The organism is Pseudomonas sp. R4-35-07 (genome assembly GCF_003852235.1).
Classification (GTDB): domain Bacteria; phylum Pseudomonadota; class Gammaproteobacteria; order Pseudomonadales; family Pseudomonadaceae; genus Aquipseudomonas.
The window spans coordinates 4454845-4476625 of the sequence record NZ_CP027732.1; the positions used below are offsets into that span (position 1 = coordinate 4454845).

23 protein-coding genes are annotated in these 21781 nt (G+C 60.7%); 16 read left to right on the plus strand and 7 right to left on the minus strand.

Annotated elements, in window-relative coordinates; genetic code table 11:
* The first annotated feature begins 12 nt into the window (after positions 1 to 12).
* The 3 genes from C4J89_RS20285 (at position 13) to C4J89_RS20295 (ending at position 2756) form a co-directional block, all read left to right on the plus strand.
* Positions 13 to 633 (plus strand): TetR/AcrR family transcriptional regulator, encoded by a 621-nt coding sequence (locus tag C4J89_RS20285; protein ID WP_124364072.1) that lies wholly within the window; start codon positions 13 to 15, stop codon positions 631 to 633.
* Positions 634 to 844: 211 nt separating this feature from the next.
* Positions 845 to 2164 carry a PAS domain-containing methyl-accepting chemotaxis protein gene (locus tag C4J89_RS20290; RefSeq protein ID WP_124416054.1) on the plus strand — a complete coding sequence of 440 codons (1320 nt, stop codon included), beginning with the start codon at positions 845 to 847 and terminating at the stop codon, positions 2162 to 2164.
* Between the two features lie 73 nt (positions 2165 to 2237).
* Positions 2238 to 2756 carry a DUF1003 domain-containing protein gene (locus C4J89_RS20295; RefSeq protein WP_124364073.1) on the plus strand — a complete coding sequence of 173 codons (519 nt, stop codon included), beginning with the start codon at positions 2238 to 2240 and terminating at the stop codon, positions 2754 to 2756.
* Here C4J89_RS20295 and C4J89_RS20300 read toward each other — a convergent pair.
* Entirely contained in the window at positions 2753 to 3637 is an 885-nt protein-coding gene (locus tag C4J89_RS20300; RefSeq protein ID WP_124415423.1) for a LysR family transcriptional regulator, read from the minus strand. The two genes, C4J89_RS20295 and C4J89_RS20300, sit on opposite strands and share 4 nt — an antisense overlap.
* Positions 3638 to 3716: 79 nt before the next feature.
* On the opposite strand from C4J89_RS20300, the gene C4J89_RS20305 reads away from it, so the two are divergent.
* Entirely contained in the window at positions 3717 to 4424 is a 708-nt protein-coding gene (locus C4J89_RS20305) for a CTP synthase (protein WP_124364075.1), read from the plus strand.
* On the plus strand, positions 4421 to 4744 hold the full coding sequence (locus C4J89_RS20310) for an antibiotic biosynthesis monooxygenase (RefSeq protein WP_124364076.1): 324 nt from the start codon (positions 4421 to 4423) through the stop codon (positions 4742 to 4744). The genes C4J89_RS20305 and C4J89_RS20310 overlap by 4 nt, the downstream gene beginning before the upstream one ends.
* A gap of 534 nt (positions 4745 to 5278) precedes the next feature.
* Here C4J89_RS20310 and C4J89_RS20320 read toward each other — a convergent pair.
* Entirely contained in the window at positions 5279 to 5602 is a 324-nt protein-coding gene (locus C4J89_RS20320) for a DUF2025 family protein (protein ID WP_124415425.1), read from the minus strand.
* A 232-nt stretch (positions 5603 to 5834) separates the two neighbouring features.
* Here C4J89_RS20320 and C4J89_RS20325 point away from each other — a divergent pair, with 232 nt between their 5' ends.
* The 4 genes from C4J89_RS20325 (at position 5835) to C4J89_RS20340 (ending at position 10431) form a co-directional block, all read left to right on the plus strand.
* Complete coding sequence (locus tag C4J89_RS20325) at positions 5835 to 6986, plus strand: glycerophosphodiester phosphodiesterase family protein (protein WP_124415426.1); 1152 nt, start codon at positions 5835 to 5837, stop codon at positions 6984 to 6986.
* Positions 6987 to 7077: 91 nt separating this feature from the next.
* Positions 7078 to 7386 (plus strand): PepSY domain-containing protein, encoded by a 309-nt coding sequence (locus C4J89_RS20330; protein ID WP_124364080.1) that lies wholly within the window; start codon positions 7078 to 7080, stop codon positions 7384 to 7386.
* A 147-nt stretch (positions 7387 to 7533) separates the two neighbouring features.
* Positions 7534 to 8556 carry a transporter gene (locus C4J89_RS20335; protein ID WP_124364081.1) on the plus strand — a complete coding sequence of 341 codons (1023 nt, stop codon included), beginning with the start codon at positions 7534 to 7536 and terminating at the stop codon, positions 8554 to 8556.
* Between the two features lie 258 nt (positions 8557 to 8814).
* Positions 8815 to 10431 (plus strand): inorganic phosphate transporter, encoded by a 1617-nt coding sequence (locus tag C4J89_RS20340; protein ID WP_124368081.1) that lies wholly within the window; start codon positions 8815 to 8817, stop codon positions 10429 to 10431.
* 13 nt (positions 10432 to 10444) lie between these two features.
* On the opposite strand, the gene C4J89_RS20345 is transcribed toward C4J89_RS20340, so the two are convergent.
* The gene (locus C4J89_RS20345) at positions 10445 to 11341 is read right to left on the minus strand and encodes a LysR family transcriptional regulator (RefSeq protein ID WP_124415427.1); all 897 of its coding nucleotides are present in this window, start codon (positions 11339 to 11341) and stop codon (positions 10445 to 10447) included.
* 105 nt (positions 11342 to 11446) lie between these two features.
* Between C4J89_RS20345 and C4J89_RS20350 the strand changes: the two genes are divergently transcribed.
* Positions 11447 to 12208 (plus strand): SDR family NAD(P)-dependent oxidoreductase, encoded by a 762-nt coding sequence (locus tag C4J89_RS20350; protein WP_124415428.1) that lies wholly within the window; start codon positions 11447 to 11449, stop codon positions 12206 to 12208.
* Between the two features lie 11 nt (positions 12209 to 12219).
* Here C4J89_RS20350 and C4J89_RS20355 read toward each other — a convergent pair whose 3' ends face one another.
* Complete coding sequence (locus tag C4J89_RS20355; protein WP_124415429.1) at positions 12220 to 12657, minus strand: multidrug/biocide efflux PACE transporter; 438 nt, start codon at positions 12655 to 12657, stop codon at positions 12220 to 12222.
* 88 nt (positions 12658 to 12745) lie between these two features.
* On the opposite strand from C4J89_RS20355, the gene C4J89_RS20360 reads away from it, so the two are divergent.
* The 4 genes from C4J89_RS20360 (at position 12746) to C4J89_RS20375 (ending at position 15798) form a co-directional block, all read left to right on the plus strand.
* Positions 12746 to 13600, plus strand: a complete 855-nt coding sequence (locus tag C4J89_RS20360; RefSeq protein ID WP_124415430.1) for a LysR family transcriptional regulator — start codon at positions 12746 to 12748, stop codon at positions 13598 to 13600.
* Positions 13601 to 13781: 181 nt separating this feature from the next.
* The gene (locus C4J89_RS20365; RefSeq protein ID WP_124415431.1) at positions 13782 to 14300 is read left to right on the plus strand and encodes an N-acetyltransferase; all 519 of its coding nucleotides are present in this window, start codon (positions 13782 to 13784) and stop codon (positions 14298 to 14300) included.
* 42 nt (positions 14301 to 14342) lie between these two features.
* Positions 14343 to 14597 (plus strand): helix-turn-helix domain-containing protein, encoded by a 255-nt coding sequence (locus C4J89_RS20370; RefSeq protein WP_124364088.1) that lies wholly within the window; start codon positions 14343 to 14345, stop codon positions 14595 to 14597.
* A complete protein-coding gene (locus C4J89_RS20375; RefSeq protein WP_124415432.1) occupies positions 14590 to 15798 on the plus strand; it encodes a type II toxin-antitoxin system HipA family toxin in 1209 nt (402 codons plus the stop codon). The genes C4J89_RS20370 and C4J89_RS20375 overlap by 8 nt, the downstream gene beginning before the upstream one ends.
* A 20-nt stretch (positions 15799 to 15818) precedes the next feature.
* Here the strand turns inward: C4J89_RS20375 and C4J89_RS20380 are convergent, their stop codons facing one another.
* The gene (locus C4J89_RS20380; RefSeq protein ID WP_124364090.1) at positions 15819 to 16301 is read right to left on the minus strand and encodes a GyrI-like domain-containing protein; all 483 of its coding nucleotides are present in this window, start codon (positions 16299 to 16301) and stop codon (positions 15819 to 15821) included.
* A gap of 194 nt (positions 16302 to 16495) precedes the next feature.
* On the opposite strand from C4J89_RS20380, the gene alaC reads away from it, so the two are divergent.
* On the plus strand, positions 16496 to 17713 hold the full coding sequence (gene alaC / locus C4J89_RS20385; protein WP_124364091.1) for an alanine transaminase: 1218 nt from the start codon (positions 16496 to 16498) through the stop codon (positions 17711 to 17713).
* An 846-nt stretch (positions 17714 to 18559) separates the two neighbouring features.
* On the opposite strand, the gene C4J89_RS20395 is transcribed toward alaC, so the two are convergent.
* Both C4J89_RS20395 and C4J89_RS20400 read right to left on the minus strand, forming a co-directional pair.
* Complete coding sequence (locus C4J89_RS20395; protein ID WP_124368091.1) at positions 18560 to 19912, minus strand: GntP family permease; 1353 nt, start codon at positions 19910 to 19912, stop codon at positions 18560 to 18562.
* An 83-nt stretch (positions 19913 to 19995) separates the two neighbouring features.
* On the minus strand, positions 19996 to 20529 hold the full coding sequence (locus tag C4J89_RS20400; RefSeq protein ID WP_124415434.1) for a gluconokinase: 534 nt from the start codon (positions 20527 to 20529) through the stop codon (positions 19996 to 19998).
* Positions 20530 to 20741: 212 nt separating this feature from the next.
* Between C4J89_RS20400 and C4J89_RS20405 the strand changes: the two genes are divergently transcribed.
* The gene (locus C4J89_RS20405; RefSeq protein ID WP_164484594.1) at positions 20742 to 21773 is read left to right on the plus strand and encodes a LacI family DNA-binding transcriptional regulator; all 1032 of its coding nucleotides are present in this window, start codon (positions 20742 to 20744) and stop codon (positions 21771 to 21773) included.
* The last annotated feature ends 8 nt before the right edge of the window (positions 21774 to 21781 follow it).

Here is a 21781-nt window from a genome sequence, read left to right on the forward strand (position 1 = left end):
CGAACCTCCTCCATGACTGCCTCCCAACGCCTCACCGACCGTAAACGCGAAGCCATCGTGGCAGCGGCCATCGCCGAATTTCGCGAGCATGGCTTCGAGGTCACCAGCATGGACAGGATCGCCGCCACGGCCGGCGTTTCCAAGCGCACGGTCTACAACCATTTTCCCAGTAAAGAAGAGCTGTTCGCCGAAATACTGCACCAATTGTGGGCCAGCAGCGCCGCGCAACTGGATGTGGCGTACAGCCGCGACCAACCACTACGCAATCAACTGCGTGGGTTGCTGGAAGCGAAAATGAAGATGATGGCGGATGCCAACTTCCTCGACCTGGCACGCGTGGCCATCGCGGCCACCATTCATTCGCCGGAACGGGCCCAAGACATGGTCAACCGCTTGAGCGAGCGCGAAGAAGGCTTTACCCAATGGGTTCGTGCCGCCCAGGAAGACGGCCGCCTGAGTTGCAAAGACCCAGCGTTCGCAGCTCACCAGATACAAAGCCTGCTCAAAGCCTTTGCGTTCTGGCCGCAGATCACCCTTGGCCAGCCTACCCTCGACGCAACGTCCCAGGCTCATGTGATCGAATCGGCGATTGATCTGTTCCTTGCAGGCTATGAGGTCAGTCCGCCGCAGTAGCACAATGCCGCCATTGGTCGCCTCGCCAGAAATGTGCCGCCCCGAAGGCGAACTTCCTGGCAGGCCGATCACTCTGAACCCGTTGTTCCACCCCCCTCTGTCAGCACAAGGAGCTGACAATGAGCAAGTCAACCGTGAGGCCCAGGTGCCCTACGGGGTCAGGCGCATTTACATGGATCCCTCATACGCATGCCTGCTCGAGCTTCCGATCATGCTATTCAACGCTTACAAAAAAACCATCACCGCCTTGCAACACACCACTGCGCAACAGGCCAGCCTGCTGGACGCGATCGAGCGCTCGATGGCGGTTATCGAATTCGATGTGCAGGGCACCGTGCTGCGCGCCAATGACAATTTCTTCAAGACCCTGGGCTACCGCGCCGACCAGATCCTGGGCCAGCCCCACCGGATGTTCTGTACACCGGCGTTCGCGCGCAGCGCCGACTACAACCAGCTGTGGACACATCTGCGCAACGGCCAATTCCAGTCCGGCACCTTTGAACGGGTAGGCGCCAACGGCGCATCGGTGTGGCTGGAAGCCAGCTACAACCCGGTACGCGATGAAGCCGGTCGCGTGGTCAAAGTGGTGAAGTACGCCATGGACGTCACCCCCCGCCTGCAAGCCGAAAGTGAAGCCAATGCCAAGCTGCAAGCCATCGACCGCGCCATGGCGATGATCGAATTCAACCTCGATGGCACCATCATCACCGCCAATGCCAACTTCCTGCAGCGCATGGGTTACAGCCTGGCGCAGATCCAGGGCAAGCATCACCGCCTGTTCTGCACCCCGGCGCTGGCCAGCAGCTCAGCCTATAGCGAGTTCTGGAAGCGCCTGAACCAGGGTGAACTGTTCAGCGGCCAGTTCGAGCGGGTGGACAAGCACGGCAATACGCTGTGGCTGGAGGCCAACTACAACCCGGTGTACGACGCCAGCGGGCGCCTGTGCAAAGTGGTGAAGTTCGCTTCGGACGTTACGGCCCGTGTGCAACAGCATGCGGCCGACGCGCAAAGCGCTGCGCAGGCTTATCACCTGTCGCTGAACACCCAGGACATGGCCGAAAAAGGCGCCGAGGTGATTCAGAAAACCGCCACCGGCATGCGCGACATCGCCGTTGATATCGACGCTTCTTCGCAACTGATCGCCAAGCTGGGCGAGCGGTCGCAACAGATCACCACCATCGTCAACACCATTCGCGGCATCGCCGACCAGACCAACCTGCTGGCCCTCAACGCCGCAATTGAAGCGGCCCGCGCGGGCGAGCAAGGCCGCGGCTTTGCCGTGGTGGCCGATGAAGTACGCCAATTGGCGGCGCGTACCAGCGGCTCCACGGCGGAAATCTCCGGCATGATCGCCATGATCCAGGACGAAACCCGCCAGGCCATCGACAGCATGGACGCCACCCGCGACCGTGCGGCCCAAGGCGTGGAACTGGCCAACCAGGCCGGTACGGTGATCCTGCAGATCCGTGAAGGCACCAGCGAGGCGGTACAGGCGGTGAGCGCGTTTGCCAACGAGCGGGGCAACCGCTGACGGCTTCTTCATGTGCGGGCCGAGGGCTGGGTCTATAGTGCGTGATGCCTCACGCCACTGACTCGAGCCCGCCATGACCTCAGAAAAACCCGACCCAACCCCTGTCGACCCCTTGCGCTTCCACCGACATCACGCCCACCTGGCACCGACCTTTGGCAACGATACCTTTGCCCTCAAGGCCGAAGCCTTTGCGCGGTTCTTTGGCACACCGACCTTCCTCGGCGCGCAAACCGCCATTGTGGTGCTGTGGGTGGTGCTGAACGCTACCGGCATTACCCACTTCGATGTATACCCATTCATCCTGCTCAACCTGGCCTTCAGCCTGCAATCCGCTTACGCCGCGCCGTTGATCCTGCTGGCCCAGACGCGCCAGGCTGCGCGCGACAAAGCCCAGTCCGACGCCGACGCACAACACCGCGAAGCCCTGGCCACCGCCAATACCGCACGCCAGGCCCAGGCCGCACAAACCACCAAACAGTTGCTGGAGCTACTGGAACAAAACACGCGGCTGACGGAAATGACTAAACAGCTGACCGAACGTATCGAAACCCTGACGTGCGAAATACATGAGCAATTTGTGCGCAAAACCTAATTGCGCAACCCGCTTACATGTCGCCCCAGCTCATCAAACAGGGTCACCACTGAACGCAACGCCCGGCAGTCGGGGCGCGTCAACAGCCATAGCGCCGTGTCATGCCCTGCCAATGCGCAGCCCAGTGGTTGCAGGCCATCGCCTATCAGAAAATCCGGCAGCGCCGCCACCCCCAGCCCGGCGCGCACCAACTCGGCCACCGACTGCATGCTGTTGCAATGATAACCGGGACGCACGCCCGGCAGATGCTCACGGCGCCAGGCCACTGTGGGATGGTCGGGTAAAAAGTCGTCCGGCGCGATCCAGGCCAGGTCAGCCAGCTCCTGGCCTGCATGCCGACGCGCATAGTCGGCGCTGGCGCACACCTGATACGTCACCGTCCCCAGGCAACGTCCGACAAGATGCTCCGGCGGCTTGCTGGTCAGACGCAGCGCGATATCGGCATCGCGGCGGCTGAGGTTGGCGAAATCATTGGAGGTGCTCAGTTCCAGGATCAACGCCGGATAATTCGCCATGAACTTGGCCAGGGCCGGCAGCAGCAGACCTTGCAGCACAGCGTCGGTGCAGGTCAGGCGCACCGTGCCGCTGATCACTTCCCCGCCCTGCTCCACACCGATGCGCGCGGCCTCTAGGGCAAGTTCTGCGCGCTCGGCCTGTTGCGCCAAGTGGGTGGCCAATCCGGTGGGCAGATAACCGGCACGGTTTTTTTCAAACAACGTCTGGCCAAGGGCAGCTTCCAGGCGCCGCACCGCCCGGAACACTGTGGACACATCCACCCGCAGCAGCCCGGCAGCCCGCGCCAGGGTGCCGCCGCGAACCAGGGCGAGGACCAGCGACAGGTCGTTATAGTCGACTTGATAGTGCACGGCTGCATTGAGCATGTGGGCAAATGCCAATATTGATTGCGTGAGCGCCAATCTATAGTGCCCCTCAGGACACCACAAGCCATGGGATCACACGATGAAAGACGCCCCGCTGCACCTCGCTCTGATCGGCGATTACAACCCTGACGTGATTGCGCACCAGGCCATTCCCGTGGCGCTGCAACAAGCAGCCCAAGCCTTGAAGCTGAGCGTCAAGGTGCAATGGCTCGACACCGACACCATCACCGCCACGGCCTCGCTGCACGGGTTCGACGGTTTCTGGTGCGTGCCCGCCAGCCCGTATCGCGACACCGAAGGCGCACTGCGAGCCATCCGGTTCGCCCGCGAACAGCGACGGCCTTTCCTCGGCACTTGCGGTGGTTTTCAGCACGCGGTGCTGGAATATGCCCGCAACGTGCTGGGCTGGGCGGATGCCGAACACGGCGAGTTGGTACCGGGCGCTAAACGTGCCGTCATCACGCCGTTGAGTTGTGCGCTGGTGGAGGCCGACGACACCGTGCGCCTGGAGCCCTACACCCGTATCGCGCAAGCCTATGGCAGCCTGGATATCCACGAAGGTTATCGGTGCCGCTACGGCATCAACCCCGAGTTCGCTCATGCACTGCTTGAAGGAGAGATGATTGCCAGCGGTCACGACGCTGCAAACGACCTTCGAGCGGTGGAGCTGCTGAACCACCCGTTTTTCGTCGCCACCCTGTTCCAACCCGAACGCGCCGCCCTCAAAGGCATCACGCCGCCGCTGGCGATTGCCCTGCTCACGGCGTGCCAGGAGGCCTCGGCATGATCGCCAGAACGCCGGCGCCGCCCTACTACGCGGTAATCTTCAGCTCACTGCGCACCGATGGCGACCAGGGCTACGGTCAGGCCGCCACGCGCATGCTGGAACTGGCGCGTGAACAGCCGGGATTTCTGGGCGTGGAATCGGCGCGGGAAGAGGGCCTGGGGATCACCGTGTCTTATTGGAGCAGCGAAGCGGCGATCCTGGCCTGGAAACAGCAGGCCGAACATCAGCAGGTGCGCGAGCAAGGGCGCTCCCTCTGGTACACAGCGTTTCATACCCGCGTGTGCAAGGTGGAGCGGGCCTATAGCTTCCACACTGAATGATCGTGCGTCTGCAAAATGCATAGGTATCTACACAAGTGTGTAGCAGCGGCCTACGCTAACCACGATGCGAAGCGAGCCGCTCTTGATCTTGCTCTTGATCTTAAGCGCCCCGTTAAACCACGCTGGCCGCAATTCGATAGTGATTTGGGGGGTAAACCGGCAGGGATGCCGGTTTAGCCGCCCCGCGCCATGGATGGCGCGTGGCGGCGGCCCCCCAAATCACTGTCGGATTACGGGCACACCGAGCCTAGGCGAGGTGCCGAGTGGTGGGGCAAGAGCCCTTTGGTTACTTTGGGGCTCTTTTCCAAAGTGACCCGCCGTCAGGGCGGAACCCTAAGCCGCCGTTACCGCAGCAACGGATATGTACTCGCCCTGATCCAACATCCTGGTCGGCCCTGAGGCCGCCATCGGGAGCAAGCCCCCTCCCACATTTGGAACGCGGGGCATCAGTTAAAGAGACTTCGGCTCCGAGCCGCCACTGGTTCGGGGCCGAACCAAATTTGTGTAGATACCTACGCTGCAAATGGCCTGCGCTTAACTGACCAAACTACGCACCGCACTGATCTGCGGGATCTCAACCCGGCGCATATACACCCGCAGCGGTTCGCTGATGTTGATGCGATCGTCAATGTTCTGTGCGAGCAGCAACTGAATGCGCGCTCGGGACAGGATCATGCTGTGGTCGGCAGCCGATTCCCAGACGAACTCGGCTGTGGGAATGATGCCGTCATCGGCCACGTCCATGCCGAAGGCATCTTCGCTGAAACGCACGATGTACTGGCCCGTCTTGCGGTTCAGACCGACAAAACCGTGGAGTTGGTCGGCGGCCTGGCAGATAAGTTCGGAAGTGATGCGCATGGTAAACCTCACTGAAAAGTCCTACTGGGACTGGAAAGATGGTTTACACGCGTGGCAGAAAATACCGTCCTCTAACGGGACAGCTTCGGCTAAGAGTACTGCAATGCATCACAAAAAAACCGACGAAATTGGCCCGCGCACACGTTAATGTCGGTTTGGTGATAGCGCCTTTCGCAATCAATTGTTAAAAAGGACACCTTCTCAAAGTTACCTCCACGAAAGGACTTCGCATATGCCTGTCACGTTAACCAACGGCCCGGTACCCGCCACTCTAGGGAGTGCCCTGCTGCTGGCGCTGATGCTCGGCCTTGGCCCTGCACAGGCTGCCGACCCCATCAGCCCGGCTGAATTGGCGACAAACGAAGGCATTCCCTACCCTGCCGTGATCGCCCACCGTGGCGCCTCCTATGACGCCCCCGAGTCCACCGCCGCCGCTTACAAGGTCGCGCGCGACCTGGGCGCCGACTACCTGGAGCTGGACCTGCAGCGCAGCAAGGACGGCGTATTGTTCGCCCTGCACGACAACAACCTGCAACGCACCACCGACGTGGCGACCAAGTTCCCCGAGCGCAAAGACGCGCCGGCCAACGAGTTCACCTGGAAAGAACTGCAAACCCTCGACGCCGGCAGCTGGTTCAACGCCGCCTACCCGGACCGCGCACGCCCTGGTTTCGTCGGCCTGAAAATCCAGAGCCTGGATGACATCATCAAAATTGCCGAAGGCAACCCGCAACACAAACCCGGCTTGTACATCGAGACCAAGGAGCCCAAGCAATTTCCGGGCATCGAGGCCGACCTGAAAAACAAGCTGCTGGACAAGGGCTGGTTGAGTTCCGCCGGCTCCAAGCTGGGCAAGAGCAACACCGGTGTCGGCCAAGGCAAGGGCCGCGTGGTGCTGCAAACTTTCGAGGTGGCCAGCCTGAAAGAACTGCAGAAAGAAATGCCCAACACGCCGAAGATCCTGCTGTTGTGGGTCGGTGAAGGCAGCATCGAACCGAAGTCCAAAGTGCCCTTCGCCGAATCCGGCGAGCCGACCAAAGCCGCCTATTACGCTAAGCAGGAACCAAAGGACGCGGCCGAGTTCGAAAAATGGGTCGACCAGGCCAAGAGCCTGGGCGCCATCGGCACTGGCCCTTCGGCGGAGCTGACCGACCACGGCGACCAGAGCTACACCGACCTGGTCAAGCCTGAAATGAACCAGCTGACCCACGACAAGGGCCTGCTGGTGCATGTGTACACCGTGGATGAACCGGTTGATTTCGACAAGGTGATGAAGGCCGGCGTCGATGGCATCTTTACCAACCGCGCTGCCGAACTGCTGAAGTTTTACAAGCGCTGGCCGTCGTCCAGCGTGCAGGACCTGCTGAACGACCATAAGTACTGAGGCGTTTGTGGCAGTCAGCCATTAAGCATGAGTTAAGTTGCGCCGGTTAATCTGGCGCCACTTAAACAGTTCAACCAGAAGGACACACACCATGAAAACCTTGACCACTCTGTTCGCCGCCACTGCCCTCACCCTGACTGCCGGTTTGGCACAGGCTGATGTTCGTCCGGATCACATTGAAGGCCTGCTCAAGTCCGGTGCCGTGATGAAGTTCGATCAACTGAACGCTGCGGCCGTCGCCAAACACGCTGGCGCAACGATCAACGACACCGAGTTGGACCACAATAACAGCGGCGTATTGGTCTACGAAGTGGACCTGACCGACACCACTGGCAAGAAATGGGAAGTGAAGCTCGACGCCAAAACAGGCGCCGTGCTGGAAGACAAGCTAGACACCTGAGTTCAAACTCAAAAACGCGCCACCTCCGGGTGGCGCGTTTTTTTATGGGCGCTCGCCAGACCGTCACATAACCGTCATCGCGCCTTGCAATGATTCGCGCATGCGAACCTGTGAAACGTCCTACAGGCGCTTTGTCTGCGAGCCTCCATGAACCACAGCATCGATCACGCCCATCAGGATCCCGATCTGTTTGGCCTGCTTTACGGTTTCCGCTTTCTGCCCGGCGAAAAGGGCGAGCAGATTGACTCGGCCACCGCGCTTGCGTACCTGCAACAACCCGGCGATCCGCAAGCCTTTCTCTGGCTGCACCTGAACCTGGCCCACGCCGCCTGTGAGCGCTGGATGCAAGCCCACCTGGAATTGCCCGAAGAGTTCTTCGAAGCATTGCACGAAGGCTCGCGCTCCACGCGCATCGAGCACGTCGATTCCGCCCTGTTGGCGGTGGTCAACGACGTGGTATTCAACTTCAGCAGCATGGTGTCGTCGGATATTTCCACGTTGTGGGTGTGTGCGCGCAGTCGCCTGCTGATCAGTGCGCGCCTGCAACCGCTGCACTCGGTGGATAAATTGCGCTCGTCGGTGAAAGCCGGTGAACGCTTCCGCTCGCCGCTGGAGTTGCTGGTGCATTTGCTGCGCGACCAGGGCGAAGTACTGACGCAAATCGTGCGCAAGACCAGCCTCAGCGTCGACCAGATCGAAGACCAGTTGCTGTCCTCGCGCCTGTCCACCAACCGCGCCGAACTCGGTGCCGCGCGCCGCGTACTGGTGCGTTTGCAACGCCTGCTGGCGCTGGAGCCGGGCTCGCTGTTGCGCCTGCTCAACCGGCCGCCGCAATGGCTGCAAAAGGAAGACGTGAAGGAGTTGCGCAAATCCACCGAAGAGTTCGCGCTGATCATCAACGACCTGACGGCCCTGGGCGAGCGCATCAAATTGTTGCAGGAAGAGATCGCCGCCAACCTCAACGAACAGAGCAACCGCACCCTGTTCACCCTCACGGTGGTGACGGTGCTGGCGCTGCCGATCAATATCATCGCCGGTTTTTTTGGCATGAATGTGGGTGGCGTACCGCTGTCCACCGACCCGGAGGGCTTCTGGATCCTGGTCGCGCTGGTGGCGACCTTTACCTTGATTGCCGGGCGCTGGGCATTCAGGAAGCGCAAGGATTACTGAATTGAAATGCAATGAAGATCGTTCCCACGCTCCCGCGTGGGAATTCAGCCCGTGACGCTCTGCGTCGCCGTGCGCAGTATTGGCGGGACGCGCAGCGTCCCAGGAAGCATTCCCACGCAGAGCGTGGGAACGATCATCGCACGGTGCCTAACAGACCAGCGGCACCCGCATATCCCTTAAACACTGACCTGCCGCAGCATCTCTGTAACATTCTGCAATGATCATGGGCGACATCCTCATCACACTGGATGCTCCGGCATGGCCACCCCTTCCCTGACTGCCTCCCCCCACGCCTCACCCACCGCCTCCACACCCCGCCTGGACACCAAGCCCGGCCTGGTGACGGTGATCATGTTCTTCGCCGTACTCGCCATGGGCCTGTTGTTCACCGCCTATAGCCTGATGCATGACATGCACGAACTGGGCACGGTGGTCACCACCTGGACGCCGTTCCTGCTGCTCGGCGTGGCGCTGTTGATCGCCCTGGGCTTCGAATTCGTCAACGGCTTTCACGACACCGCCAACGCGGTGGCGACGGTGATCTACACCAACTCGCTGCCGCCGCATTTCGCGGTGGTGTGGTCGGGCTTTTTCAACTTTCTCGGCGTGCTGCTTTCCAGCGGTGCGGTGGCGTTCGGCATCATCGCCCTGCTGCCGGTCGAGCTGATCCTGCAGGTGGGTTCATCGGCCGGCTTCGCCATGATCTTTGCCCTGCTGATCGCCGCGATCCTGTGGAACCTCGGCACCTGGTGGCTGGGTTTACCGGCGTCGTCGTCCCACACCCTAATCGGTTCGATCATTGGCGTGGGCGTGGCGAATGCCTTGATGCATGGCCGCGATGGCACCAGCGGTGTCGACTGGAGCCAGGCCACCAAAATCGGCTACGCCTTGCTGTTGTCCCCGCTGATCGGCTTCGCGTTTGCCGCCTTGCTGTTGCTGGCCCTGCGCGCCTTCGTGAAAAACCGCTCGCTGTATAAAGCGCCCCAAGGCGATACCCCGCCGCCCTGGTGGATTCGCGGCATGCTGATCGTCACCTGCACCGGTGTGTCGTTCGCCCACGGCTCCAACGATGGGCAAAAAGGCATGGGCCTGATCATGCTGATCCTGGTGGGCACCCTGCCGATGGCCTACGCGCTGAACCGCACCATGCCCGCCGATCAGTCGCTGCAATTCGCGGCGGTCGCCGAGGTAACCCAGGCTGCATTGGTGAAGGCGGTGCCGCAGCCGGCACCCGCCGACTCCCGCGCAACCTTGTCGACCTATGTGCGCACCAAGGAAGCCACCCCGGAATTGGTGCCCGCCCTCGCCGCCATCACCGGCCACATCGGTGCCGAGGTCAAAGGCTATGGCTCCCTGGCCGCCGTACCGGCTGAAGCGGTGGGCAACGTGCGTAACGACATGTACCTGACCAGCGAAACCATTCGCTTGATGGACAAGGGCAAGGTCGGCGGTTTCGACGCCGACACCCAAGACAAGCTGCAGCTGTTCAAGCAACAGATCGACAGCGCCACGCGGTTTATCCCGCTGTGGGTCAAGATCGCAGTGGCCATCGCCCTGGGGCTTGGCACCATGGTTGGCTGGAAGCGCATCGTGGTGACGGTGGGCGAGAAGATCGGCAAGACCCATCTGACCTACGCCCAAGGCGCCTCGGCCGAAACCGTGGCGATGCTGACCATCGGCGCGGCGGACATGTTCGGTCTGCCGGTGTCGACCACCCACGTACTGTCATCGGGTGTGGCGGGAACCATGGTGGCCAACGGCGGCGGCTTGCAGATGCGCACCATCCGCAATTTGCTGATGGCCTGGGTGCTGACGTTGCCGGCGGCGATTGTGTTGTCGGGCAGCCTTTACTGGCTGTTCACGCAACTGTTCTGAGCCACGTTCGCCTCTAGAGATGCGCGTGCAGCGTGGCCGCCAGCCACTCCATGAACACCCGCACGCGCAAGGGCAAATGCCGCTGGCCGGCGTAGAGCAACGACACGTCCAGCGGCGGCGCAGGGTAATCCGGCAGCACCGCCACCAGCTCGCCGCTGCTCAACAATTCGCAGATGCCCAGGCGTGGCACTTGAATGATGCCAAAGCCCCCCAGGCACGCCGCCTGGTACGCATCGGTGCTGTTGACGGTCACGCGCCCGGCCATCGGCAGCCGCTGCACCTTGCCGCCTTGCACGTATTCGAACCCCGCCGAGCGTGCGCCCAGCGGCCTTACGTAATGCACCAGTTGATGGTGCTCAAGGTCCGCCAGGGTTTCGGGCCTGCCGTAGCGCTGCACATACGCCGCGCTCACGCAGTTGACCATGGGCAGGCTGCACACCCGCCGCGCCACCACGCTTTGATCGGGCTGGGCGCCCACGCGCACGACACAGTCGAAGCCTTCGGCGATCAGGTCCACCTGGCGGTCCGAGCTGCTGATCTGCATGTCGATCAGCGGATGCCGCTCCATGAACGGGGGCAAGTTGGGCACGATCAAGGTGCGCGCCATCGCGTTGGGCATGTCCACCCGGATGCTGCCGGCCAATTGTGTTTCGTCCTGTCGGAACAGCCCTTCCAGTTCCTCCATATGCGCCAGCAAATCCTTGCTGCGCTCATACAACACCCGACCGTCCTGGGTGGCCTGCACCCTGCGCGTGGTGCGTTGCAACAGGCGCGCACCGAGCAGTTCTTCTAGAGTCCGCACCTGCTCGGAGACGGTGGAGCGCGGCAGGCCAAGGCTCTCGCCAGCCTGGGTGAAACTCGACAGTTCGGTGACACGCACGAACGTGCGCAGCAGCTCCAGTTTATTCATGGGATTGTTCGCCTTGCCCGACCAGTGATTCCGATATAACCATGTTTATCACGTTGCCGGCGTACAAATACACTCAGTCCCACCATCACTTCAGAGGACTGCAGCATGACCCCACGTAAAATCGCACTGATCACCGGCGCCAGCCGCGGCTTGGGCAAAAGTGCTGCACTGCACCTTGCCGCACAGGGCGTCGATATCATCGGTACCTACCACAGCAAGGCCGACGAGGCCCAGGCGTTAGTGGCGCAGATCGAACAACTGGGCGGCCGCGCCGCCATGTTGCAACTGGACGTGAGCCAGAGCGCGACGTTCGCAGGGTTCGTCGCTGAAGTTACCGGCGCGCTCAAGGATGCTTTCGCACAGAACCACTTTGATTTTCTGATCAACAACGCCGGTATCGGCCTGCATGCAAGCTTTGCCGAAACCACCGAAGCCCAGTTCGACCAACTGGTGGCGATTCATTTCAAGGGCCCGTTTTTTCTGACACAGAAGCTGTTGCCGTTGATTCGCGACGGTGGGCGCATTCTCAATGTGTCCAGCGGCCTGGCGCGTTTCAGCCTGCCGGGCTACGCCGCCTACGCGGCCATGAAAGGCGCAATGGAGGTGCTGACCCGTTACCAGGCCAAGGAACTGGGCGCGCGTGGCATCAGCGTGAATATCCTCGCCCCTGGTGCGATTGAAACCGACTTCGGCGGTGGTGCGGTGCGCGACAACGCTGACATCAATGCCATGGTCGCCAACAACACCGCCTTGGGCCGCGCCGGTTTACCCGATGACATTGGCGGCGCCATCTCGCTGCTGCTGGCCGATGGCAGTCAATGGATTACCGGCCAGCGCATTGAGGCTTCCGGCGGCATGTTCCTGTAGGCGCCTGGCGCTCACAGGGAAATCGGGGTCTTGCTGGCAACCCTTTCGCGTACCACGTCATAGCCCCAGTGATAGACGTAGGTGTACGGCAGGAAGAACAGCAGCACCCCGATGTCGAGGATGAAGGCTTCCAACAGGCTGATCTTCATCAAGGCGGCAATCAATGGCACCGCCAGCAGGATCAAGCCACCTTCGAACAGCAGCGCGTGCAGCACCCGCGTCCAGCCGCCGCTGGGCAGCTGCAGGCGCACTTTAAGGCGGTCGAAGAAGCTGTTGAAAATGACGTTCCAGCTCAGCGCCAGCAAGCTGATGCCCAGGGTCACCGCGCCCATTTCCAGGGCCGGTCGGCCGGTCACCCAGACCAGCAAGGGCGTACAGATCAACAACGCCAAACCTTCAAAACCCAAGGCTTGCAAAACGCGTTCAGTCATCGACTTGGTAGGGTTCATGACCCGGCTCCGTGAAGGACGATGGTTGCCATGATTACCCCTTGAGTCGATACTTCATAACTAATAACCATCGATCAAGGCGATACTCATGGCGTCCCATGAAGTGCTCCAGGCATTTGTCCAGGCGGCAACCCAAGGCTCGTTTTCCGGGGCGGCGCGTAAGCTGGGCAAGAGTCAGTCCACCATCAGCGCGGCGGTGGCCAGCCTGGAGATTGACTTGGACGTGGTGCTGTTCGATCGCAGCAGCCGCAAACCGACGCTGACGCCGGCCGGCCAGGTGTTGCTGCAGCGTGCGGAGCAGGTGCTGGAGGCCAGCAGCCGGCTGGAGTTGGCGGCGAGCCAACTGGCCCAGGGGCTGGAGCCGAAGCTGAGTATCGCCATGTCCGATACCTACCAGTCCGACCACTTCGAGGTTGCCCTCAGCGCCTTTGAACAACGCTACCCGGACCTTGAGTTGGAATGCCTGATCGCTGAATGCGAAGACTTGATCGCCTTGGTGCAAAGTGGCCGCACACACATCGCGTTTATCGAACAGCAGGAGGTTTACCCGCCGGACCTGACGTTTGCCCCCGTTGAAGAACGTACCGAAATCGCGCTGTTCGTCTCGCGTAAACACCCGTTGGCAAGCCTGGCCAAGGTTCACCCGCAGACGCTGCAGCTGCACCGGGAGTTGCGCTTGGCGAGCATCATCAATCCCAATGAAAACCGCAGCCCCCAGCGCGTATGGTCGGCCCCCAGTTACCTGATGTTGATGGAGATGGCGCAACTGGGCTTCGGCTGGGCTCCGATCCCGCGCTGGCTGGTGGAGCGTTTTGGCGGTGGGCAATTGGTCGAACTCAAGGTGCGCAGCTGGCCCCGCTCGGTGGCGGTGGATGCGGTGTGGTCGCGACAAAACCCACCGGGGCCGGCGGGCAGTTGGTTGCTGGGCAAGATGCTTGAGTGAGTCACTGTTGATGGGCTTGGAGTTCGGCCAGGCGTTGTTCGAGGAAACGCGCTGTCGAGGCGCTCGGGCGACTCGGCCAGGAACGCGCTGCAGGCAAATCGACAGTCCGCACAAAAATAATGTCGCCTACGGCAAAAACGCTAGAATCCGCCCTCTTTGTAGGATTTCGGATATGCCGCACATGGAAACCCGCCTCGTCCCCTATCAGGCGCTGAGTGCTGTACAAAAACAGCAGCTCGACGGACTGGAAGTCAATCCAGAACAACTGGCGTATTCCGGTGATATCTATTGCGCGCTGAACAGCCTGCTGGTCAATCCCAACCCCGACGCTATCAAAGGCTTCGCCCTGCTCGCCGACGAGCGGCCGGTAGCCTTCCTGCTCCTCAAACGCCCACCTTGCCTGCCCCACTGGGCCGACGAACACAGTGCGACGCTGCATGCGTTGCAGGTCGATCGGCATCAGCAGGGTCGTGGGTTTGGCAAGGCCTGTTTGCAGGCGCTGCCGGAGGTGGCGCTACAGGCGTGGCCGCAGATCAAGGCACTGGAATTGTCGGTGGATGCGGACAATGAAGCGGCGATGGGGTTGTATCTGGCAGCCGGTTGGGTGGATAGCGGTGAGGCTTACAGGGGAAAGATTGGGTATGAGCGCAGGTTGAGATGGGTGTTTAGTACGGCTGGTGTTGACAGCGCTAAAATGTAACGTATACATAACTTAACAACAGCAAAGTAATGTATACGCGACATGGACACTTCTGTAATTACTCAACGACTCGGCGTCCAGCTGCGCACCATGCGCTTGAATCGCGGATATAAGCAGGTGGATCTGGCGAAGTTGGCCGGAATTACCCGGCAAAAACTGATCGAAATCGAAAAAGGCAGCCTCTCGGTCTCGATGAATGCCTATGCTCGGGTGGTCGCCGCCTTGGGCAGCGAATTCAAATTGGTGCCTGTGACCTTGCCGACCCTGGAGGAACTGGAGGACTTGTTCAATGAATAGCTCCACGCTACGCGTTCATACGCCTCAAGGGGGCAGCGGCAGCGTGCTGGTCGGTGCTCAAGACTATTTGTTCCGGTATAGCGATAACGCAAAAGCCGACAGCGCAATCAGCCTGTCGATGCCCGTCCGCGCGGAAGAATACCGTCGCCGGGACCTGCACCCTATCTTTCAGATGAATTTGCCCGAAGGCTACGTGCTGGAGCAACTGCGCAATCGCCTCGCCAAAACGGTGAAGGTCGACCCGATGTTGCTCTTGGCGCTCTCGGGAAGCAGCGCGCCAATCGGTCGGGTTTTCGTATCTTCTGAACAGGTGAACGAGCTGATCCATCGCAACAGCCCCCACACAACCGGAGAAAACCTCGACGAAATTCTTGCGTGGGACGGCGCGGAAGATCTGTTCGTCGAGCTGGTGGATCGCTACATCCTGCGAGCAGGTATTTCCGGTGTGCAACCCAAAGTATTGGTGCCGGAAAAACCACAAACGCCCGAACAGAAATTCACCTCGAAAACCGACGATCTGATTATTAAAAGCGGGCGCGACGAGTTTCCGGGGTTGGCCATCAATGAATACCTGTGCATGTCCATTGCCCGAGACGCGGGCCTGCCCGTACCGCCGTTTTATCTGTCCCGCAACCATAAGCTGTTCATCATGCGGCGCTTCGATCGGGACGCACAGCTCAACCCACTGGGCTTCGAAGACATGACCGCGCTGATGGGCCTGTCCGCCGAGCAAAAGTACACCAAGAGTTACGCCGCCATAGCCAAGGCTGTACGCGTGTTCTGCGCCCCGGCGCATCAACGCAGTTCGCTGGACCAATTGTTCGATAGCGTAGCGCTGAGTTGCATCGTGGGTAATGGCGATGCCCATCTGAAGAATTTCGGCGTGCTCTATAGCAATCCGGTGAAATCAGATATGCGGTTGGCACCGGCCTACGACATCGTGAACACCACCGCTTACATCCCGGAAGACTCACTGGCATTGGACCTGGGCGGAAATAAATCGTTATTCGCCTCGCGCCTGGGCATCCTCGAATTTGCCAGGACCTGCGAAGTCGAACATCCCGAGGAGCGTATCCAGGCGCTGTTGCAGACCCTTGAAATGGTGCTCAAGCGCGAAGATGACTACTGCCGGTTGGCGCCTGAGGTGGCGAGCGCCATACGTCAATCCGCTCAAGGTTATCAAAATAGCTTCGGGGGCTGAGTCGCCCCCGGTTCTGGCTCTCAGGCTTTCTGTCCAACCGGCAGCCAGATTTCCACCGTCCCGGTGCCCTTTTTCCCGTCAAAGTCCGCACTGTAGCGCTCGAAATCCGCGCCCATCACCTTGTAGCCCGAATGCGGCAGCCATTCGAACATGATGCGCTCGTACGTCTGTTCCAGCGCCCGCACAGGCCCGTAATGCGTGAACACGGCGTAATTGAGCGGCGCAATTTCGATGAACTGGAAATTGCTCGGCACATCGCCCTTGGTCGGGACTTCAACACCGGCCATGTAGTCGAATTCGCCGTGCTTGGGGTTATGGCAAACACCATACGTCACGCCGCCGACGCGCTTTTTGATGTCCTTGATGCACGTGTCGAACAACTCCCACAGATTGGGGATATCGCCCACGGTAGCCTTCGAATAGCGCCCCTGAACGCCGGCGATCACCATGGCCTTGCCGGCTTCCATGCGTGGCTCCAGCGGTTGTTTTGTCTGCTGATCCATACGAACAGTCTCCTTCTTATGAGGGAACAAACCCGCATCGAGTATAGGGGCATATCCGCGTCGCGCTCCATGTGGAAATTTTTCCTACGCATCTGGACAACTGGCCATCATCGACCGTATTGTCTGCCCGCAGGCCACCGCAGTGGCCGACGTCGCTCGGACGGTTCCGGGCGCTTACGTACCTCGAGGCAACAATGGCAGACCAAGGTTCGCCGCGCCGCTTTGCGCGCATAGATCGACTCCCCCCCTACGTGTTCAATATCACTGCCGAGCTGAAGATGGCTGCGCGTCGGCGCGGCGAAGACATCATCGACTTGAGCATGGGTAACCCCGACGGCGCCACGCCCCCGCACATCGTGGAGAAAATGGTCACCGTCGCCCAGCGTGAAGACACCCACGGCTACTCGACGTCCAAAGGCATTCCGCGCCTGCGCCGGGCGATTTCGCGTTGGTACAAAGATCGTTATGAGGTGGACATCGACCCCGAGTCGGAAGCCATCGTCACCATCGGCTCCAAAGAAGGCCTGGCGCACTTGATGCTGGCCACCCTGGACCAGGGCGATACCGTGCTGGTGCCCAACCCCAGCTACCCGATTCACATCTACGGCGCCGTGATTGCCGGCGCCCAAGTACGCTCGGTGCCGCTGGTGCCCGGCGTGGACTTCTTCGCTGAGCTTGAGCGGGCGATTCGCGGCTCGATCCCCAAGCCGAAAATGATGATCCTCGGCTTCCCGTCCAACCCCACCGCGCAGTGCGTGGAGCTGGATTTCTTCGAGCGCGTGATCGCCCTGGCCAAGCAATACGACGTGCTGGTGGTGCATGACCTGGCCTACGCCGACATCGTCTACGACGGCTGGAAAGCCCCGTCGATCATGCAAGTGCCCGGCGCCAAGGACATCGCGGTGGAGTTTTTCACCCTGTCCAAGAGCTACAACATGGCCGGCTGGCGTATCGGCTTCATGGTGGGCAACCCGGAACTGGTCAACGCCCTGGCGCGGATCAAGAGCTACCACGACTACGGCACCTTCACCCCGCTGCAAGTCGCCGCGATTGCGGCGCTGGAAGGCGATCAGCAGTGTGTGAAAGACATTGCCGAGCAGTATCGTCAGCGCCGTAACGTGCTGGTAAAGGGTCTGCATGAGCTGGGCTGGATGGTGGAAAATCCGAAGGCGTCGATGTATGTCTGGGCCAAGATTCCCGAGCAGTATGCCGCCATGGGCTCGCTGGAGTTTGCCAAGAAACTGCTGCTGGAGGCGAAGGTGTGTGTATCGCCGGGGATTGGCTTTGGTGAGTATGGTGACGATCACGTGCGCTTCGCGCTGATCGAGAACCAGGACCGGATTCGCCAGGCGGTGCGGGGGATTCGCGGGATGTTCCGGGCGGACGGGCTGGTAGCAAAACCCGGCGTCTGACTCGGTCAAAAAGTGGGAGGGGGCTTGCCCCCGATGACGGTGAATCAGTCACCACATGCAGTGGCTGACACCCTGCTATCGGGGGCAAGCCCCCTCCCACATTTGATTGGGTTCCCATATCTGCTGTGGTGGTGTGGCTTACACCAGCAACGACAGCAGCATGACGAAGATCAGCGCCCGACTCGGTCAAAATTGTGGGAGGGGGCTTGCCCCCGATGGCAGTGAATCAGTCACCACATGCAGTGACTGACACCCTGCTATCGGGGGCAAGCCCCCTCCCACATTGGATTGGGTTCCCATATCTGCTGTGGTGGTGTGGCTTACACCAGCAACGACAGCAACATGACGAAGATCAGCGCTCGACTCGGTCAAAATTGTGGGAGGGGGCTTGCCTCCGATGGCGGTGGATCAGTCACCACATGCAGTGGCTGACACCCTGCTATCGGGGGCAAGCCCCCTCCCACATTGGATTGGGTTTCCAGCTTTTGTTGCGGGGTGTGGCTTACACCAGCAACGACAGCAACATGACGAAGATCAGCGCCCGACTCGGTCAAAATTGTGGGAGGGGGCTTGCTCCCGATGGCGGTGAATCAGTCACCACATGCAGTGACTGACACCCTGCTATCGGGGGCAAGCCCCCTCCCACATTGGATTGGGTTCCCATATCTGCTGTGGTGGTGTGGCTTACACCAGCAACGACAGCAACATGACGAAGATCAGCGCCCGACTCGGTCAAAAAGTGGGAGGGGGCTTGCCCCCGATGGCGGTGAATCAGTCACCACATGCAGTGACTGACACCCTGCTATCGGGGGCAAGCCCCCTCCCACATTGGTTGAGTGGTGTGGCTTACACCACCAACGACAGCAGCATGATGAAGATCAGTGCCACCACCGACAGAATGGTCTCCATCGCCGTCCAGGTCTTGAATGTCTCGGCCACGGTCATGTTGAAGTACTGCTTCACCAACCAGAACCCCGCGTCGTTAACGTGCGACAGGATCAACGAGCCCGCCCCCGTCGCCAGCACCAGCAGCTCGCGGTTAACCCCTGGGATCATGCCCACCACCGGCACCACGATGCCCGCGCCGGTAATGGTCGCCACGGTGGCCGAACCGGTTGCCACACGAATCACCGCCGCCACCAGCCACGCCAGCAGGATCGGGTTGATCTGCGCATTCACCGCCATGTGGCCGATCACGTCGCCCACGCCGCTGGTCACCAGCATCTGCTTGAAACCGCCACCGGCACCGATGATCAGGATGATCGCGGCGGTCGGCGCAAGGCTGGCGTCGAGCAGTTTGAGGATCTGCTTGGAATGGATGCCCTGGCGATGGCCGAAGGTGTACAGCGACAGCAGCAACGCCAGCAACAGCGCGGTGATCGGGTGACCGATCATGTCCATCCAGTTGCGCACTACGTTGCCTTCGGCAAACGCGATGTCGGCGAAGGTCTTGAGCAGCATCAAAAACACCGGCAGCAGCACGGTGACCAGGGTGATGCCGAAGCTTGGCAGCGATTTGTTATCGGTCTCGCGGGCCAGTTGATCCACCAGTTCCTGGGACGGGTTGCCCGGAATGTACTTGGCGATGAACGTACCGAAGATCGGGCCGGCGATAATGGCGGTGGGCAGTGCGACGATCAGGCCATACAGGATGGTCTTGCCGATATCCGCGCCAAACACGCCGATGGCCAGCAGCGGGCCCGGGTGCGGCGGCACCAGGCCGTGCACTGCCGAGAGGCCGGCGAGCAGCGGAATACCGATCTTGATCAGCGACACACCGGTGCGGCGCGCAACGATAAACACCAGCGGGATCAGCAGCACAAAGCCGATCTCGAAGAACAGCGGGATGCCCACCAGGAACGCGGCGAACATCATGGCCCACTGGACCTTGTCCTTGCCGAAGGCGCGGATCAACGTCTGGGCGATCTGATCGGCGCCGCCGGATTCGGCCATCATCTTGCCGAGCATGGTACCCAGCGCGAGGATGATGCCGACAAAGCCGAGCACCCCGCCGAAACCGTCCTGGAACGCCTTGATGATCTTGTCCACGGGCATGCCCGAGGTCAGGCCGAGGAAACCGGCCGCGATGATCAGTGCAATGAACGGGTGCACCTTGAACTTGGTGATCAGAACGATCAACCCGATGATAGTGACTACTGCGTCTAGCAGCAGGTATGACTCGTGGGACATGCCAAACATGGGGGGTCTCTCCTGTTTGTTGTTGTTATTAAAGCGGGTGTTGAACTTCCTGCCGGGGATAGCGCTATCTTTCCGGCAAAAAATTAGTGATTAGGTTCAAAGCCGTGCTTGAGCCACCAGGCGTTGGTCTGCTCGGCCAGCTCCTCGACGCTGTCTTCGCTGGCGTTGAGGGCCAGGGTCAGCGGCTCGCCCTTGGGCGATTCAAGAGTGGCGAACTGGCTGTCGATCAGGCTGGCCGGCATGAAATGGCCCGGGCGATGGGACACGCGGTCGGCGGCCACTTCACGGGTCAGCTCCAGGAACACAAAGCCCAGGCCCGGCGCGGCTTCGCGCAGGTGATCGCGGTATTTCCTTTTCAGCGCAGAACAGGTCAGCACCGGATGCTCCCCGGCCTTGAGCGAACGGCGCAGTTCATCGCAGAGGATGTCGAGCCAGCCGGCGCGGTCGTCGTCGTTGAGGGGGTGGCCGGCGCTCATCTTTTCGATGTTCGCGGCGGGGTGAAAGCTGTCGCCTTCAATGGCGGTGGCGCCGTTCAGACGGCACAGGGCCTCGCTAACGCTGGTTTTGCCACAGCCGGCAACACCCATGATGACCAGGGCAGTAACAGGTTGACTCATAAACACCTCAGGACGCAGATAGCGCTACCTTTGCACGCTGTAAGGCTAGTGCAAAAACAGGCTTTTCCCGCGCCGTCTTGTCTTTTTTTATGGAGTGACGCGTGCATCCGCTCCAATCATTTGAACGGGATCAGGCAACCCAACGTTCAAGCATTTGCAGCCGTTTGGAGACAGCGCTACCTTAGTGCCTCGATTTTTGTTTGGCAAGCCGCCTGATGACCTCCAAGAACGATAAAAATACCCGTACCACCGGTCGCCCCACATTGAATGAAGTTGCCCGTCTGGCCGGCGTCAGCCCGATCACCGCCTCCCGCGCCCTGCGCGGTATCAGCACCGTCGCCGCCGAACTGGTGGAAAAAGTCCAGCAAGCCGCCGCCGAACTCAACTACGTGGTCAACCCCGCTGCCCGTGCGCTGGCGTCGGCCCAGAGCCATTCGGTAGTGGTGCTGGTGCCGTCCTTGTCCAACCTGCTGTTTATCGAAACATTGGAAGCCATTCACCAGGTGCTGCGGCCCAAGGGTTTTGAAGTACTGATCGGTAACTTCCACTATTCGCGTGACGAAGAAGAAAACCTGCTGCGCAACTACATGGCCTACCAGCCTCGAGGTCTGCTGCTGACCGGCTTCGACCGCACCGAAAGCGCGCGACGGATGGTCGAGGCCAGCAACGTGCCCTGCGTATATATGATGGACCTGGACCCGAATGCCGGCGTGAACTGCGTAGGCTTCTCGCAGTTGGCCGCCGGGGAAACGGCAGCGGCGCATCTGCTCTCCCGTGGGTACAAACGCTTGGCTTACATCGGCGCGCAACTGGATCAACGCACGTTGCTGCGTGGCGAAGGTTTCCGCCGAGCACTGCAAAACGCCGGCCTGTACGACCCGGCGCTGGAATTGCTGACCCCGCGCCCTTCGTCGGTCGGCCTGGGTGGCGAACTGTTTTTACAGCTGCTGGCGGCTCATCCCGATGTGGATGCGATCTTCTTCGGCAACGACGACCTGGCCCAAGGTGCACTGTTGGAAGCCATGCGCCATGGCATCAACGTGCCGCAACGCGTCGCGGTGCTGGGTTTTAACGACCTGCCCGCATCCTCCTTCATGGTGCCGCGCCTGAGCAGCATCAGCACGCCCCGCGAAGCCATCGGCCGGCGTGCGGCGGAGCACTTGCTGATGATCATGGCGGGTAACAAGATCGCCAAGCCGGTGGTGGATATGGGGTTTGAGTTGCAGGTGCGGGAGAGTACGTGAAGGCTCGC

Excerpts from the sequence above, each read along its gene's own strand:
- C4J89_RS20290 (WP_124416054.1), top strand. The coding sequence starts at position 845 with ATGCTATTCAACGCTTACAAAAAAACCATCACCGCCTTGCAACACACC.
- C4J89_RS20355 (WP_124415429.1), bottom strand. The coding sequence starts at position 12,657 with ATGAACCCTACCAAGTCGATGACTGAACGCGTTTTGCAAGCCTTGGGT.
- C4J89_RS20320 (WP_124415425.1), bottom strand. The coding sequence starts at position 5,602 with ATGCGCATCACTTCCGAACTTATCTGCCAGGCCGCCGACCAACTCCAC.
- C4J89_RS20325 (WP_124415426.1), top strand. The coding sequence starts at position 5,835 with ATGCCTGTCACGTTAACCAACGGCCCGGTACCCGCCACTCTAGGGAGT.
- C4J89_RS20345 (WP_124415427.1), bottom strand. The coding sequence starts at position 11,341 with ATGAATAAACTGGAGCTGCTGCGCACGTTCGTGCGTGTCACCGAACTG.
- C4J89_RS20395 (WP_124368091.1), bottom strand. The coding sequence starts at position 19,912 with ATGTTTGGCATGTCCCACGAGTCATACCTGCTGCTAGACGCAGTAGTC.
- C4J89_RS20330 (WP_124364080.1), top strand. The coding sequence starts at position 7,078 with ATGAAAACCTTGACCACTCTGTTCGCCGCCACTGCCCTCACCCTGACT.
- C4J89_RS20380 (WP_124364090.1), bottom strand. The coding sequence starts at position 16,301 with ATGGATCAGCAGACAAAACAACCGCTGGAGCCACGCATGGAAGCCGGC.
- C4J89_RS20370 (WP_124364088.1), top strand. The coding sequence starts at position 14,343 with ATGGACACTTCTGTAATTACTCAACGACTCGGCGTCCAGCTGCGCACC.
- C4J89_RS20295 (WP_124364073.1), top strand. The coding sequence starts at position 2,238 with ATGACCTCAGAAAAACCCGACCCAACCCCTGTCGACCCCTTGCGCTTC.
- C4J89_RS20340 (WP_124368081.1), top strand. The coding sequence starts at position 8,815 with ATGGCCACCCCTTCCCTGACTGCCTCCCCCCACGCCTCACCCACCGCC.
- C4J89_RS20335 (WP_124364081.1), top strand. The coding sequence starts at position 7,534 with ATGAACCACAGCATCGATCACGCCCATCAGGATCCCGATCTGTTTGGC.
- C4J89_RS20365 (WP_124415431.1), top strand. The coding sequence starts at position 13,782 with ATGGAAACCCGCCTCGTCCCCTATCAGGCGCTGAGTGCTGTACAAAAA.
- C4J89_RS20360 (WP_124415430.1), top strand. The coding sequence starts at position 12,746 with ATGGCGTCCCATGAAGTGCTCCAGGCATTTGTCCAGGCGGCAACCCAA.
- C4J89_RS20375 (WP_124415432.1), top strand. The coding sequence starts at position 14,590 with ATGAATAGCTCCACGCTACGCGTTCATACGCCTCAAGGGGGCAGCGGC.
- C4J89_RS20310 (WP_124364076.1), top strand. The coding sequence starts at position 4,421 with ATGATCGCCAGAACGCCGGCGCCGCCCTACTACGCGGTAATCTTCAGC.
- C4J89_RS20285 (WP_124364072.1), top strand. The coding sequence starts at position 13 with ATGACTGCCTCCCAACGCCTCACCGACCGTAAACGCGAAGCCATCGTG.
- C4J89_RS20305 (WP_124364075.1), top strand. The coding sequence starts at position 3,717 with ATGAAAGACGCCCCGCTGCACCTCGCTCTGATCGGCGATTACAACCCT.
- C4J89_RS20400 (WP_124415434.1), bottom strand. The coding sequence starts at position 20,529 with ATGAGTCAACCTGTTACTGCCCTGGTCATCATGGGTGTTGCCGGCTGT.
- C4J89_RS20350 (WP_124415428.1), top strand. The coding sequence starts at position 11,447 with ATGACCCCACGTAAAATCGCACTGATCACCGGCGCCAGCCGCGGCTTG.
- C4J89_RS20300 (WP_124415423.1), bottom strand. The coding sequence starts at position 3,637 with ATGCTCAATGCAGCCGTGCACTATCAAGTCGACTATAACGACCTGTCG.
- alaC (WP_124364091.1), top strand. The coding sequence starts at position 16,496 with ATGGCAGACCAAGGTTCGCCGCGCCGCTTTGCGCGCATAGATCGACTC.